Consider the following 13,810-nt stretch of genomic DNA (forward strand, 5'->3'; position numbering starts at 1 on the left):
CTCGGGCTAGCCTTTGTCCAGGCTTAGTTTTATAGGATTGATCAAAAGTAATTAATCTGAAGTGAGATTACTGTTTGAATTAATCTTTAATCATCCACTTTTAATTTGATCAGCAAGCTACTCGTAAATAAGTTTTATTAAAAGCAGTAATATAAAACCTTATCTAACATGTGAACTAACGTCACAGACTTTAAATAACACGCTAAAAATAAATAAAAAACTCTGTGTAGACTGTGGCACACAGTGAGCAACTAGCTCCAAAGTTATATAAGCGGTAACTATAAATGGAAACGACAAACACCAAGCCTCAATTTGAGGCGGTCAGCGTCGAATTGCTGGGAAAGCCGATTCATTCGGTACGTGAAAACTTAGAAGGTTTTTTAGCGCCATTTGCGCTAACTCTGCGTCATTCCCTGCAAAGCTGGCTAAAAAACAATCAGGTCGACGTCAGATTCCAGGGCGTTGAGCTACATACCCTTCGTCTCGATGACATCGACAAGGAAACACTCTCCACGTTCAAGCATGATGACGGCGGCTTCGCCTACGTTCATCTTGATGCCGCCACACTGATTGCTCTTTCAGACAGTTTCTATGGTGCCAGTGTTGCGCGAAGCAACACTGTACTGACCGCCAGCGACAAGCGCCTTCAGGAACGTATTGGCAAACTGGTGATTGGCACTATCGCGCCTGATGAAATGTGGACACAAAGCGAGTTTGAGCCCGGCTATGACATGGGACTTCGCGCCACGCTGGATATCCAGTTCGGAGAGCATTCCGGCCAGTTGACCATGGACATTGAAGGCAACCTCATCCGCACATTGATTGAAGAACTGGGTTTACAGAGCGAAAAAGATCTCTCCGACGCATTCTCCCAGTCTCTCGCGACAACCCCTGTTCGTCTCAATGTGTTACTGAGCAAGAAAACCATGCCGCTCAGCGACGTACTGGATCTCGCCCCAAACGACATTTTGCCGATTGAGCTACTGACCAACGTGCCCGTCAGCATTGGCAATGAACAGCTGTTTACTGGCCGCGTTGCGGAGCAGGACGGACAGTTGGTACTGACTTTAAACCACGAATAAGGATTCCCACCGTGAGCACAGCATCTGAAACCGCTACCTTCAGTGGCGATGACCTGAATTTTGATGATTTCCAACTGGAAGATTTTGATACCCCAGCCCTGTCGCAACCTGCCGCGATGCCGGAGCGAGACTTGAGCTTTTTCAAGAAAATCCCAGTGACTGTGACATTGGAAGTTGCCAGCAAAGAAATCGCTCTGGGTGATTTGATGAAAGCTGGTGAAGGTAGCGTGATTGAGTTAGACAAGCTCAACGGCGAGCCGCTGGATGTGAAGGTAAACGGTTCTCTGATGGGTCATGCCGAAGTGGTTGTAGTGAATGACAAATACGGCCTTCGCCTGATTGATGTCGTAGACTCTGCTCTGGCCGGAGTGGGTCAATAAGCCATGGTGGTATCCCGTTCCCTCAGAGTCTGTGCAGGCAGTATTTTGGTTGCGATGGCGCTCTTCGCTGCGCCAGCCTTGGCAGACAATGGTCTGACGATTCTGTCGGTTACCGATGGCGCGACCGAGCAGGAATACAGCGTGAAGCTGCAGATCTTGCTGCTGATGACAGCACTGAGCTTTCTGCCTGCTTTCATTTTGATGGGAACGAGCTTTACCCGGATTATCGTCGTCCTGGCGATTTTGCGTCAGGCTCTGGGTTTACAACAAAGTCCGCCAAACCGCGTGTTGGTGGGCATTGCCCTCGCGCTGACGCTGTTGATCATGCGCCCGGTCTGGAGCGACATTTACGACAACGCCTTCAAACCTTATGACGCAGGGGAAATCACCCTGATGCAGGCGTTCTCGGTAGCTGAAACGCCAGTGCGTGACTTCATGCTCAAGCAAACTCACCAAAGCGCCCTTGAGCAGATGCTGCGTATCGCCAACGAGCCACTCGACCAGAATGTCGAAGACATTTCCTTTGCTGTCATGCTGCCTGCCTTTGTCATCAGCGAGCTGAAAACCGCTTTCCAAATCGGCTTTATGCTGTTTATTCCTTTTTTGATCATCGACTTGGTGGTCGCCAGTGTTTTGATGGCAATGGGTATGATGATGCTCTCCCCCCTCATCATCTCATTGCCATTCAAACTCGTGGTGTTTGTGCTGGTTGACGGCTGGGCAATGACGGTCGGCACCCTTGCCGCCAGCTTTGGGTAGCCGCGTAGTGAGTGCTTTTGTTGCAGATAGTTTTGTTGCGAATGGTTTTATCGCGCATGGTTTATCGCGAATGGTTTATCGCGAATGGTAGCTAAGTCATGACTCCCGAACTCGTCGTCACTCTCTTTTCCAATGCAGTTTGGCTCATCATTCTGATGGTGGCTGTGCTAGTGGTGCCTGGCCTTTTGGTTGGCTTAGTGATTGCGATTTTTCAGGCTGCCACACAAATCAACGAACAAACCCTGAGCTTCTTGCCTCGCCTTATTGCGACCCTGCTCATGGTGATTTTCGCCGGACACTGGATGCTCCGGAAAATCATGGAGCTGTTCGAATACCTGTTTCTCAATATTCCGGGAATGATTGGCTGATGGCGCTGACATTCGCAGAACTTTCAGCCATTCTCGGTCAGCTCTGGTGGCCGTTTTTTCGTATCGGTGCCGTGTTTATTTCGATGCCGTTTTTCGGCGATGCTTTAATTCCGGTGTGGGTGCGCAGCCTGTTGGCGCTTTCAATTGTCGTCATCACCGCGCCTTTGATGCCGACCATGCCAGCGGTAGATTTGTTTTCCCTGACCTCTCTTTTCCTTGCCTTCGAGCAGGCGATCTGGGGACTTTTCTTTGGCCTTATCCTTCATCTGCTTTTTTCCGTTTTCACCATGCTCGGCCAGATAGTCTCACTGCAAATGGGTCTCGGCATGGCAATGATGAATGACCCGGTCAACGGCCTATCGGTGGCGGTGCTTGGCCGTATTTTCCTTCTGTTTTGCACCTTATTGTTCCTGTCACTGGAAGGCCATCTTCTGGTTATCGACATTCTGATCCAAAGCTTTGTGATTTGGCCAGTAGGCTCAGGGTTAACCGCGCTTTCCCTTCAAGGGGTCATTAATGTCTTTGGGTGGATGTTCGCGTCTGCGCTTGCATTGGCGCTTCCTGCCATCGTTTCCATGCTACTGGCCAACATCAGCTTTGGTGTGATGAACCGCGCCGCGCCGTCGCTCAACGTGTATGCACTGGGTTTTCCCATGACCATGCTGCTTGGCTTGTTCAGCGTCTTGCTGTCGATTTCCGGTGTACCGGATAAATACACAGAATTGGTGCATGACACGCTTCGTCATCTCAACAGCTTTATGGTGGGGGGCGCATGAGCGAACAGTCGTCTCAGGATAAAACGGAACAGGCCTCGCCCCAGAAGATCAAAAAGGCGAGAGAAGAAGGCCAGATCCCCCGCGCCAAGGAATTCACTACCGCCGTGATTTTCCTTGCTGTCGCCGTCTACTTCTATAGCCAGCTCCCCACCATTTGGGAAGCCATAAGCGGGGTATTCCGCTTCAACATGTCGCTGACCAAAACAGACCTCGAAAATCCCTCTCAGGCGATTGAGCATGTCGGCCAGAGCCTTGCCATCATGATTGAGCTTCTGCTGCCGATGTTCGTCATGATCATCGTCGCAACGGTGTTGAGCTCTCTAGTGCTGGGTGGCTGGATGTTCCGCACTGCCAACGTCTTACCCAAGCTCAGTAAACTCAGTCCAATTAATGGCATTAAGCGGATGTTTTCCACTCGCTCGCTGGTGGAGCTCATCAAATCCACCCTGAAAGTGTCGGTCATTTCCGGTGTGCTTTACGGCTTTTTGGATAACAACCTTCAACCGCTGCTTGGCATGCAGAATCTGCCGCTCTCACAGGGTGTCGTCATGATCATGAATATCCTGTTCGAAGGCTTGCTATTGATGGGGTTTGCCCTGCTGTTGTTTGGTGTGATTGATATTCCCTACCAGCGTTGGGAGCACATGAAAGAACTGCGTATGACCAAGCAGGAGCTGAAAGAAGAGTTCAAAAACAACGAAGGCCGCCCGGAAGTTAAACAGCGTATTCGACAAATCCAACAGCAGTTTGCCCGCCGACGAATTGATAAAGCCGTGCCAAATGCGGATGTGGTGATCAGCAACCCAACCCACTATGCCGTGGCCTTGAAATACGACACCAAGCTTTCAGAGGCCCCTTTCGTTGTTGCCAAAGGCGTAGATGAAACCGCCATGCATATTCAGCGCATTGCGCGGGAAAACAACGTGGAAATCATCCATTCCCCGCCGCTGACCCGTTCGATTTATCACACCACTGCGATTGAACAAGCCATTCCCAGCCAGCTTTATATCGCAGTGGCACACATTCTGACTTATGTCCTGCAGGTGAAGGCTTTTCGTGAAGGGCGCGGCGACAAACCTATGTCGTTGCCGCACTTTTCGATTCCCAAGCACCTGCAGCACTGATTTGCTTTCGCACCACCATGAAGGACCAGAGATATGCTTAACCGGTTAAAAGCCTTCCAGGAATCAGCCAAAGGGCGCATCGGTATTCCGGTTGTGCTCCTGATGCTGCTTGCTATGGTTATCCTGCCATTGCCGCCGCTTTTGCTGGATGCCCTTTTCACGTTCAACATTGTGCTGGCGATTCTGGTATTGCTGGTCAGCACCACCGCTAAGCGACCGCTGGATTTCTCCATTTTCCCAACCATACTGCTGGTTGCGACCCTACTCCGCCTGGCACTGAACGTGGCATCGACCCGTATCGTGCTACTCGAAGGTCACAATGGAGGCGACGCAGCGGGTAAGGTTATTCAAGCCTTCGGTGAAGTGGTCATTGGTGGTAACTACCTGATTGGTATGGTGGTATTTGTCATCTTGATGATCATTAACTTTGTGGTGATCACCAAAGGTGGCGAACGTATTTCCGAAGTCAGCGCCCGCTTTACCCTGGATGCCTTGCCCGGCAAACAGATGGCGATTGATGCCGACCTGAATGCAGGGTTGATCGATCAGGAAACCGCCCGCCTTCGTCGTAAGGAAGTCGCGAATGAAGCGGACTTCCATGGCTCAATGGACGGTGCGTCCAAGTTCGTTCGCGGTGATGCCATCGCGGGTATGCTCATTCTCTTCATCAATCTGATTGGTGGTGTCAGCATCGGCGTGTTTGACCACGGTCTGACAGGTTCGGAGGCTATGCGTACCTATGCGCTGCTGACTATCGGTGATGGTCTGGTCGCCCAGATCCCTTCCCTCTTGCTGGCAACAGCGGCGGCTATCATCGTGACCCGTATCAACGATTCCGACAACGACATGACGGAAACGGTACGTAAGCAGTTACTCGCTACCCCAGCCACGCTCTACACAGTCTCAGGCATCATGGTAGTCATTGGTATCGTACCGGGCATGCCACATATGGCGTTTTTCGCCTTTGCGGGTGTGCTGGCTTTTGCAGGCTGGCGACAAAGCAAAGCGCCGGTTGAAGACAAGCAACTGGACGAAGTGGCCGCCATTTCTCATGTGATGCAGCGTGAGGAAGAAGCGAACCTGAGCTGGGATGATATTCCCCACGTGCATACCCTTTCCCTGGCGCTGGGTTATCGATTGGTGCATCTGGTCAATAAAGATCAGGGGGCACCACTTACCCAACGTATCCGCGGTGTCCGCCGGAATCTTTCTGAACAAATCGGCTTCCTGCTGCCGGAAGTGCGTATCCGCGACAACCTGAGCCTGAAACCGAATCAGTACACCCTTTCCCTTAATGGCGAAGTGATTGAGCAAGGCTTTATTGAACCTGACCGTTTAATGGCCATTGCGGTCGGCGAAACCTATGGTGAAGTGGACGGCATTCTCGGCAGCGACCCGGCGTATCAATTGCCCGCGGTCTGGATTGAACATACCGACAAAGCCAAAGCCCTCAACATGGGTTATCAGGTTGTCGACGACAGCACGGTTATCGCTACCCACATCAGCAAGGTAATGAAATCCAACCTCGCTGATTTGTTCACCCATGACGATGTCGATGCGATGAACCAGCGCCTGACTCATCAGGCACCGAAACTGGCGCAGGCATTGAGCGCAGCACTGACACCCGCGCAGCAACTCAAGGTTTATCGACAATTGCTGTTAGATCAAGTGCCGCTTCGCGATATCCGCACCATCGCCAACACTATGTTGGAGTCGGCGGAAAACACTAAAGACCCAATTCTGGTCGCGGCGGATGTGCGCTGCACGCTTCGCCGTACCCTGTTCAATCTGGTCGCGGGTCAGAAAAATGAACTGAATGTATATGCCTTGTCTGATGAGCTGGAAAAGATGCTGCTCACCTCGCTGCAACAGGCACAGGCAAGTGGCCCCGTGATGCTGGACAGTTTCCCGATTGAGCCAAACATTCTGGGACAATTCCAACAGAACCTGCCGTTGATTCGCCAGCAACTGAAGCAACAAGGCATGGCGCCAATCCTTCTGGTGATGCCACAACTCCGCCCATTGATTGCGCGCTATGCCCGCACCTTTACACAAGGACTAGCGGTGCTTTCTTACAATGAAGTTCCTGAAAATAAACAGATCAATGTGGTAGGAAACCTTGGCTAATCTCAATGTTCACCAGTTGATGCTAAAAAAGCTCACTGTGTTGATTGAACACCACGTCGACACGGAAGACGACATGCTGATCCTCAACGCCTTTCGTCAGAACGATATTAAACATGTGTGCCAGGCCATCCGCGATGTCAAAACCGAGGATGTTGTCTATCAGCACGTGACACTTCGCTTCGGTAGCCGCGGTGAACAAAGTGTTTACCGCTTTGAGCTATCCGAAGGCATGCGCTTTGCACTCGACCTTTACAGCCTTTACCTCGCACTCCGTCAAAGTCGTTTTCAAATCGACACCTTTCACCCCAGTTTGTTGAACCATATTGTGGTGCCGATTGATGCGAATGCCCTGCTTTGGCGAAAAGGTCATGAAGCACTGCACCAGATGTTGGCGCTGGATAAACGGGCATTCCGCTTCGTCATTCCCTCTCTACAAATTCAGGTGCCGGAAAAATCCCATCCGCAGTTAGTCTCTTTGGTAGCCAGAATTCGCGCCCATGCGGGAGCACTCTGGTTCGATATTTCGATTCCCTGCCAGCAGCTTGAATTTATAAGAAAGCACCTGCCGGATAGGGTAAAGCTCGCCATTTCTCTGGATAGCAAAACGGACCGACATGCTCTTTTGCCCGTGGTGCGTTTTCTTCGTACCCATAAAATGCCATGGGTAGCGGGACGCGTAGCGAGCCAGGGTGAGTTGAGCCAATATCGTCTGCTTGGCGCGACACATTACTTTGGTTACTTCAGCGACATTCCGGTTTCCATGTCATTCAAACCCCTGACAGTTCAAGAATTATTGGGGCTTGAACCTGAATTCACGGAATGAAGATCACTAAACAATAACGAATCCTGCCAATTCATTGTTATTTTTAATTTTCCGGTTAATCCTTTCGAAAAACCATCCGCCTCTAGTTAGTGAGCAGGGGAGAACCCGAAGCCTGATAAACAGTTAACCAAGGAGCTTAGAATGGCTTTATCAATGCACACTAACTACGCGTCGCTTGTTACTCAAAATACTCTGAACAACACAAGCAACCTTCTGAACAATGCGATGGAGCGTCTGAGCACCGGTTACCGCATCAACTCAGCAGCTGACGATGCAGCAGGCCTGCAAATCGCAAACCGTCTGGACAGCCAGACCCGCGGCATGAACGTGGCAATGCGTAACGCACAAGACGGCATCTCTATGATGCAAACGGCGGAAGGTGCGATGGATGAAATGACCAACATCGTTTACCGCATGAGTGATCTGGCGACTCAGGCACTGAACGGTTCAAACGGTGCTGACGAACTGGCAGCACTGGATGCAGAATACCAACAGTTGACAGCTGAGCTGACCAACATCATGGATAACACCAGCTTCGGTGGTAATAAGCTGCTGAAAACCGGTAGCTTCGCTGCAGGTGCAGTCAACTTCCAAATCGGTGCAACGTCTGCTGAACGTCTGGCCGTTGACGTATCAACTGAGCTGGGCGATCTGGACGCTGCAGTAGGTGGTTTGGGTGACCTGACCACAGCAGCAAACGCTGACGCAGCTCTGAAAGCACTAAAAGAAACGGATGGCGGTATCCTCAAAAATCTGGGTGCAACACGTGCAGCATTCGGTGCGAACATCAACCGTCTTGAGCACACCATTGTTAACTTGGGCAACATGACTGAAAACACCGCTGCTGCTAAAGGCCGTATCACTGATGCAGACTTTGCGGTTGAATCTTCAAATATGACCAAGAACCAAATGTTGATGCAGGCAGGTACCACTGTTCTGTCTCAGACCAACCAATTGCCTGGTATGGCGATGTCCCTACTGCGCTAATCGCGCGAACGATTCTTCTTTGTCCAGAACCGGACTTTTTTCCAAGCCTCCTTCGGGAGGTTTTTTTGTTTTCAGGGTGCGGAACAAAGGTGGAGAAACAAAGTCTTGGGAAAGAAGTTCAGGCAGCATCTTCACTGCCCAAACATAACCCGTTACCGGGGGCCGTTAGATAATCGGGTCGCTAATTCCCAGAGGGATTCAGGCACCTCTACTTCTTTTATTTCATTGATAAACTGGCCGGGCAAACGGGTTCCATCATCTTGAGAGACAAGATCAGCCACCTGCTGACATCTTTCATAAAAATAATCAGAGTTTGTCGGGTCTATGATGAGGAAAAACTGCCCTAAATCGTGGGGGTCACCTTGTGGCGCTTTAAGCGGCTTAACGAACTGAGAAGCGATTCCGCCCGTCATACCGGCTGTCAGCAACTCGGCCATCAGGCCAAATCCCCAACCTTTGTACCCTCCCGCTGAAACCAAAGAACCCGCTAAAGCCTTGTGCGGGTCAGTGGTAGGTTGGCCATGTTCATCTAACGCCCAGCCTTCAGGAATTGACTCTCCTGCTTCTTTTGCCATGGTGATTTTCCCAAGGGCGACCACTGTGGTGGACTGGTCAAACTGCATGGCGATTCCGCCTTCTCCATCAGGTACGGAAAAAGCCACGGGGTTAGTGCCTATGGTACGAACTTTCCCACCAGGGGGCGCAACAATGGGAGAAGAGTTGGTAAAGCCAATCGCGATAAAACCATGACGCGCCAACTGCTCGGTGAAAAAACCTAACGAGGTGCAGGTATGGCTATGACCAATAGCCAATGATGCCGTGCCATTGTCGCGAGCTGCTGAAATTGCAGCAGGTAATGCGCGCTCAAAAGCAGGTTGAGCAAAGCCATATTTGGCATCGACTTTCACAAAACCCGGCTTTGGCAAAGTGACTTCCGGTTCTGCATCTTTTGATACCCTGCCCGAAACGAGTTGCTCGCAATAACTTTGCAAATAATACAACCCGCAGATCCGGTTGTTCCGCGATTCATTTTTAGCAACAGCATGGGCAACAGATTCTGCAATCCACGGTAACGCTCCATGTTTTTCTAACGCTGTTTTACAAACCTGATGAATCTCAGAAATTGTAATCACTGGCATATATACTCCTTTCGTATTTAGCACCCAAATCAGACCTTTCCTTTGTTTACACCCGAAGCCGATAAGCCCGACAAACGACAGGAATGAACACGTCTGGTTTGTGTGTTGATTTTATACCCAAACAATCTGAAGATGCTCGCATTCAGAGGTCATCAATGCGTTCAATTCGAGTTAAATTTCGCGAGGAATAGCCGTTCTATTTCCGTGGAATTTAACGATGAAGTGGGCGCATTGAGGGCCTCCCTTCGGGCGAGTTGACTGACGTCGTGCTCTTTGTTGTTCCTTTTTGATGGAGGTGACTACGCCCGCAAAGGAACGCCGCGATCACAACGCCAGTCAAACTCGCTGAATCCTGCATCTTCAGGTTATTTGGGTATATATGGTCAACTTACCCTCGGATTTCCTCTCTTAGCTGATTGTGGTGGTGGTTTGTTGAAACTCTTCGGCGGCATCATCAAGCGCTTTCCACAAATAGTCTGCACTTGAAATATCGCTCAGGATGAGAAAACGCGTTTGCTCAAATTCGCTCTTTGATACGTTCACTACGACAGAAGAAACACGCGCCACAGATGTTTGAGCAATGCAACCCCGCTTAAAGGTGTCACCGCTAAGATCGACTGCACATACTTTGGCGAACATTTCCGGACAGTCGTCGCCAGTCAGAACAAACAGAGCATGACTATGCTGACAATACAAGCGGGTTACCTGTTCGCGCTGTTCTGCCTCTTTTTCCAGTTCTATCATAGCGTCGGTGTTTTGGTCTCTCTTATCGACTAACCAAAATTCAGTGTGGCCAAGACGCAGAATCCACAAACCATTAGGCATCTTAAGCGCGCGATTGGGCTGCTCTGGTATCAGTATTCCATGAGCTTCCAGAAATGCAGCGACCTGCGCTCCTCTAAAACCGATGCGATTAGACGTCGTCGCATCATAGAAAGAAATAGATGACAGGTGATGCTCCTGCTCGATGCAACTCTGTCTGCGTTCTGGCTGAGAACTGACTGAAAACAAACTCATGTTAATTGACCTCCTGTCGTTCACCTTCCGGATCGTAAAATGGCAATGGGACGACTTCCGGCCACACTTCTTTTCCGTCCACCCGGATCGGGATTAAGGTTCCCTTTTCTTGCTGGTCAATGCCTACGAATGCCAGTCCGATATAAGCATCCAAGGTTGAGGAATATTCACAGGAAGTAACATTTCCTGTGATGTTGGAATCCGCCCCTGCCCTATCCAACACCAGATGTCCTTCCTCTGGCTTGGGTGAAGACTTGTCGAGCTTAAACCCAACCAGTTTGCGGGTTTGCTCGCGGCGCATCACGATATCTACCGAGCGAGAGCCGACATAAAACGGCTTGGCTTTTGCGATCGCCCATCCCAATGAAAGTTCACCGGGGTGAGACATGCCATCCGTGTCCTGTCCTACGATGATATGGCCTTTTTCCAGCCTCAGCAGCCGCTGCGCTTCCACCCCAAACGGCCGCATGCTGAACGCCTCACCGGCGTCCATCAGAATGTCCCAGATGTTGAGCGCAAACAGGGTCGGCATATGAATTTCATAGCCCAACTCTCCTACAAATCCGACACGCATCAGTCGCACTGGCATCCCCTCGATGTGCCCTTCCCGATATTCAAGATAAGGAAAAGCTTCGGGGGAAAAATCCACATCGTGACAGACTTTCTCAAGCACTTTTCGCGCGTTGGGGCCCGCTACATTCACTGCTGAAAACGCCGAGGTCACATTGGCAATGTCGACATCCAGCCGCCATTGCGCATTCCACTTCTTCATTTCACGATAAACCGCATCGACGCCGCTGGTTGTTGCCGTGACATAGTAGTGGTCCTCTGCAATCCGGCATGCGACACCGTCGTCAATCACCACACCCTGTTCGTTGGTCAGCACAGCGTAGCGGGTTCTACCAACAGGTTGTTTCACAAAGGCAAAGGTGTACATGCGGTTCAGGAATTCCGGCGCATCAGGCCCGTAAACTTCAATACCGCCCAACGTACTAACATCAATGATCCCGACATTTTGTCTAACCGCAGAGACTTCATCCTGAATCAGCGCATTGCGTTGCGATGTCTCTCCATAGTAAGCGGGACGTCGCCATGCGCCAGCAGGCATAAATTGCGCCCCAAGACTTTCGTGCCTTTCATGCATTGGGGTTTTACGCACGGGATTGAAAATCCTACCTGCTAAGTACGCCAGTTTCTCGGGAATAAACGGTGGCCTGGCGGTCGTCACGCCCGTTTCACTCACGGTTCTGTCTGTTGCCATGGCCACCAAACGCGCACTGGGTAGTGCGGAGTGACGGCCCTGTGAAGGACCCATCCCTACAGTGGAAAATCGTTTAACCAACTGAATATCCCGATAGCCTAAACGCGTGGCATTGATGATGTCTTTAGATTGCAGATCTTCATCAAAATCAACGAAGTCTTTTCCTTTAGGGTGCGGAAATATTGGCCACGGAAAGTTAGTTGAGACGTCACATTGAACCTTGATGCCAGCAACCTCTGAAAAACCCAGCTGCTGCAAACATTGGTAAGCTGCACGTTGTCCGTCTGCTATGACCTTATCCAGTTCATGAATACCATTCACTGAGCCCGCAATGTGCAGATTTGCCGGGAGATTCTTCAAGGTGAACCGGGCTGATTTATCGTCGTAGCTTAGCTGGGCACCTGCCTGACACAGCAGTTGGTAAGTCGGCATGTATCCCGCAGACATACAGAGTAGATCACAAGAAATGGTCGAGACTTTTTGTTCGACACCGTAATCCTCATTGATCGAATATACGTCCACCGCTGACAGGTGGTTATTTTTTGCTGTCGCCTCATAAACCGTCGCGCCGGGGACGACTGGGATGCCAAGAGACTCGACGCTATCAACCAGATCTTTTCGCGGCTGGGATTGGCGCATATCGACGATGGAAACAACATCGACACCCTGCTCTGCTAACTCGATAGCCGTTAGATATCCATCATCATTTCCGGTTAACACAACGGATTTTTTGCCTGGCCTTACGGCGTAGTGCTTCATCAATCTCATAGCTGCGCTGCACAACACCACGCCCGGCAGATCATTGTTTCTGAACACCACATGCTGCTCAAATTCACCCGAAGCGACAATGCACTGTTTGGCCCTGATTTTATACATACGATTACCCGTCTGTACTGGCAAATAGTTATCTGCAAACCAGGCATTGCAAACGGCATCTGTCATCACACGAATTTTCGGATGATGAGTCGCGATTGAACAAAGCGCATTCAGCATTTCTTCTGTCGCCTCACCATCGATATCAAACCGGTGGTAAGTCAGTGCACCGCCAAGCTGCTTGTTTTCATCAACAAGGATCACGTCTGCACCATTTTCTGCAGCAGTAATGGCAGCATTCAGGCCCGCAGGCCCCGCACCCACTACCATCACATCACAGAACAAATAGGCCTTGTCGTGGTAAGTTGGCTCGAAGTCCAAATCAGCCAAACCCAGACCTGCTTTTTTACGGATGAGCGGCTCCCACTTATCCCAGATACCTTTAGGTTTATAAAACGCACGATAGTAAAAGCCGACGGGCATAAACCGACCCACTTTTTCTAATATTGCATCGGCGTCTTTTTCCAGTGATCCGCTGTAGTTTTGTCCCATCACCTCTGGTGATTCGGCAATGCCTATACGGTCTGCCAACACATTAGCTTCTTCTGGCAGTTGAACCAGTGTATTTGCATCCTGACCAGCCATTGAAAGTGGTCCGCGCGGCCGATGGTATTTGAACGATCGGGACAGCAGCCATTGATCGTGAGCAACCAAGGCACTGGCAACCGTATCGCCATCGAACCCGATATAGCTCGTACCTTCAAACTCAAACCGCACACGCCGATCGCGTGAAATCAAAGACCCCATTGGAGGCGCTAGTCGATTTGCATCAGTCATTGCTTCCCTCCTTGTCCTTGGTCAGGGGCGGCATCAAAAGAGACCCTTTTTGTGAAAATCTCGCTTGGATCGTAGGTATCAATGATCTCGTCAGAGGCTGTGTGTCTTTCAGCAATAAACCAGTAGCCGGACGCACTGTGGAACCACCATTCCTGAACGACTTTGATGTTGTTGTCAGCATAAAAAACGTATTCGGCCCACTCTTTGTCAGAACACTCACGATGGTTTGGCATGGCTTTCACTTCCCCACCGTAGACAAACTCATTGATGTTTCTTGGACCGTTCAAGGGGCATGGCATTATTTTCATAAAAACTCT

General features: G+C 50.4%; 13 protein-coding genes. 9 read left to right on the top strand and 4 right to left on the bottom strand.

The features are described 5' to 3' along the window. The first annotated feature begins 284 nt into the window (after positions 1–284). From VP504_RS04575 to lafA, 9 genes are all read left to right on the top strand, one after another. Positions 285–1,082 (top strand): FliM/FliN family flagellar motor switch protein, encoded by a 798-nt coding sequence (locus VP504_RS04575; protein WP_325893162.1) that lies wholly within the window; start codon positions 285–287, stop codon positions 1,080–1,082. 11 nt (positions 1,083–1,093) lie between these two features. Continuing rightward, positions 1,094–1,462 carry a flagellar motor switch protein FliN gene (gene fliN / locus VP504_RS04580; RefSeq protein ID WP_062713597.1) on the top strand — a complete coding sequence of 123 codons (369 nt, stop codon included), beginning with the start codon at positions 1,094–1,096 and terminating at the stop codon, positions 1,460–1,462. 54 nt (positions 1,463–1,516) lie between these two features. Further along, a complete protein-coding gene (gene fliP, locus VP504_RS04585; RefSeq protein ID WP_442788907.1) occupies positions 1,517–2,221 on the top strand; it encodes a flagellar type III secretion system pore protein FliP in 705 nt (234 codons plus the stop codon). A gap of 98 nt (positions 2,222–2,319) precedes the next feature. Continuing rightward, entirely contained in the window at positions 2,320–2,589 is a 270-nt protein-coding gene (gene fliQ / locus VP504_RS04590; RefSeq protein ID WP_062713600.1) for a flagellar biosynthesis protein FliQ, read from the top strand. Continuing rightward, positions 2,589–3,365 carry a flagellar biosynthetic protein FliR gene (gene fliR / locus VP504_RS04595; RefSeq protein WP_325893165.1) on the top strand — a complete coding sequence of 259 codons (777 nt, stop codon included), beginning with the start codon at positions 2,589–2,591 and terminating at the stop codon, positions 3,363–3,365. Before fliQ ends, fliR begins: the two co-directional genes overlap by 1 nt. After that, a complete protein-coding gene (gene flhB, locus VP504_RS04600) occupies positions 3,362–4,489 on the top strand; it encodes a flagellar biosynthesis protein FlhB (protein WP_325893166.1) in 1,128 nt (375 codons plus the stop codon). Before fliR ends, flhB begins: the two co-directional genes overlap by 4 nt. Before the next feature lie 33 nt (positions 4,490–4,522). Then, positions 4,523–6,616 (top strand): flagellar biosynthesis protein FlhA, encoded by a 2,094-nt coding sequence (gene flhA, locus VP504_RS04605; protein ID WP_325893167.1) that lies wholly within the window; start codon positions 4,523–4,525, stop codon positions 6,614–6,616. Positions 6,617–6,635: 19 nt separating this feature from the next. Then, positions 6,636–7,439 carry a diguanylate phosphodiesterase gene (locus tag VP504_RS04610; RefSeq protein ID WP_325893983.1) on the top strand — a complete coding sequence of 268 codons (804 nt, stop codon included), beginning with the start codon at positions 6,636–6,638 and terminating at the stop codon, positions 7,437–7,439. Positions 7,440–7,580: 141 nt separating this feature from the next. Beyond that, a complete protein-coding gene (lafA, locus tag VP504_RS04615; RefSeq protein WP_325893168.1) occupies positions 7,581–8,426 on the top strand; it encodes a lateral flagellin LafA in 846 nt (281 codons plus the stop codon). Between the two features lie 152 nt (positions 8,427–8,578). Here lafA and VP504_RS04620 read toward each other — a convergent pair whose 3' ends face one another. From VP504_RS04620 to VP504_RS04635, 4 genes are all read right to left on the bottom strand, one after another. Beyond that, the gene (locus VP504_RS04620; RefSeq protein WP_325893169.1) at positions 8,579–9,589 is read right to left on the bottom strand and encodes an Ldh family oxidoreductase; all 1,011 of its coding nucleotides are present in this window, start codon (positions 9,587–9,589) and stop codon (positions 8,579–8,581) included. A gap of 384 nt (positions 9,590–9,973) precedes the next feature. Then, positions 9,974–10,582: a hypothetical protein gene (locus VP504_RS04625; protein WP_325893171.1), complete on the bottom strand. Its 609-nt coding sequence runs from the start codon at positions 10,580–10,582 to the stop codon at positions 9,974–9,976. A 1-nt stretch (position 10,583) separates the two neighbouring features. Then, on the bottom strand, positions 10,584–13,493 hold the full coding sequence (locus VP504_RS04630; RefSeq protein WP_325893172.1) for an FAD-dependent oxidoreductase: 2,910 nt from the start codon (positions 13,491–13,493) through the stop codon (positions 10,584–10,586). Beyond that, positions 13,490–13,801 (bottom strand): sarcosine oxidase subunit delta, encoded by a 312-nt coding sequence (locus tag VP504_RS04635; protein ID WP_325893173.1) that lies wholly within the window; start codon positions 13,799–13,801, stop codon positions 13,490–13,492. Before VP504_RS04635 ends, VP504_RS04630 begins: the two co-directional genes overlap by 4 nt. Positions 13,802–13,810: the final 9 nt, after the last annotated feature.

Source organism: Grimontia sp. NTOU-MAR1 (assembly GCF_035758505.1).
GTDB classification, from domain to species: domain Bacteria; phylum Pseudomonadota; class Gammaproteobacteria; order Enterobacterales; family Vibrionaceae; genus Enterovibrio; species Enterovibrio marinus.

What these genes read in the sequence shown, in the direction of transcription:
- VP504_RS04575 (WP_325893162.1), top strand. Translation starts at nt 285, where the DNA reads ATGGAAACGACAAACACCAAGCCTCAATTTGAGGCGGTCAGCGTCGAA.
- fliP (WP_442788907.1), top strand. Translation starts at nt 1,517, where the DNA reads ATGGCGCTCTTCGCTGCGCCAGCCTTGGCAGACAATGGTCTGACGATT.
- fliQ (WP_062713600.1), top strand. Translation starts at nt 2,320, where the DNA reads ATGACTCCCGAACTCGTCGTCACTCTCTTTTCCAATGCAGTTTGGCTC.
- fliR (WP_325893165.1), top strand. Translation starts at nt 2,589, where the DNA reads ATGGCGCTGACATTCGCAGAACTTTCAGCCATTCTCGGTCAGCTCTGG.
- flhB (WP_325893166.1), top strand. Translation starts at nt 3,362, where the DNA reads ATGAGCGAACAGTCGTCTCAGGATAAAACGGAACAGGCCTCGCCCCAG.
- flhA (WP_325893167.1), top strand. Translation starts at nt 4,523, where the DNA reads ATGCTTAACCGGTTAAAAGCCTTCCAGGAATCAGCCAAAGGGCGCATC.
- VP504_RS04610 (WP_325893983.1), top strand. Translation starts at nt 6,636, where the DNA reads ATGCTAAAAAAGCTCACTGTGTTGATTGAACACCACGTCGACACGGAA.
- lafA (WP_325893168.1), top strand. Translation starts at nt 7,581, where the DNA reads ATGGCTTTATCAATGCACACTAACTACGCGTCGCTTGTTACTCAAAAT.
- VP504_RS04625 (WP_325893171.1), bottom strand. Translation starts at nt 10,582, where the DNA reads ATGAGTTTGTTTTCAGTCAGTTCTCAGCCAGAACGCAGACAGAGTTGC.
- VP504_RS04630 (WP_325893172.1), bottom strand. Translation starts at nt 13,493, where the DNA reads ATGACTGATGCAAATCGACTAGCGCCTCCAATGGGGTCTTTGATTTCA.
- VP504_RS04635 (WP_325893173.1), bottom strand. Translation starts at nt 13,801, where the DNA reads ATGAAAATAATGCCATGCCCCTTGAACGGTCCAAGAAACATCAATGAG.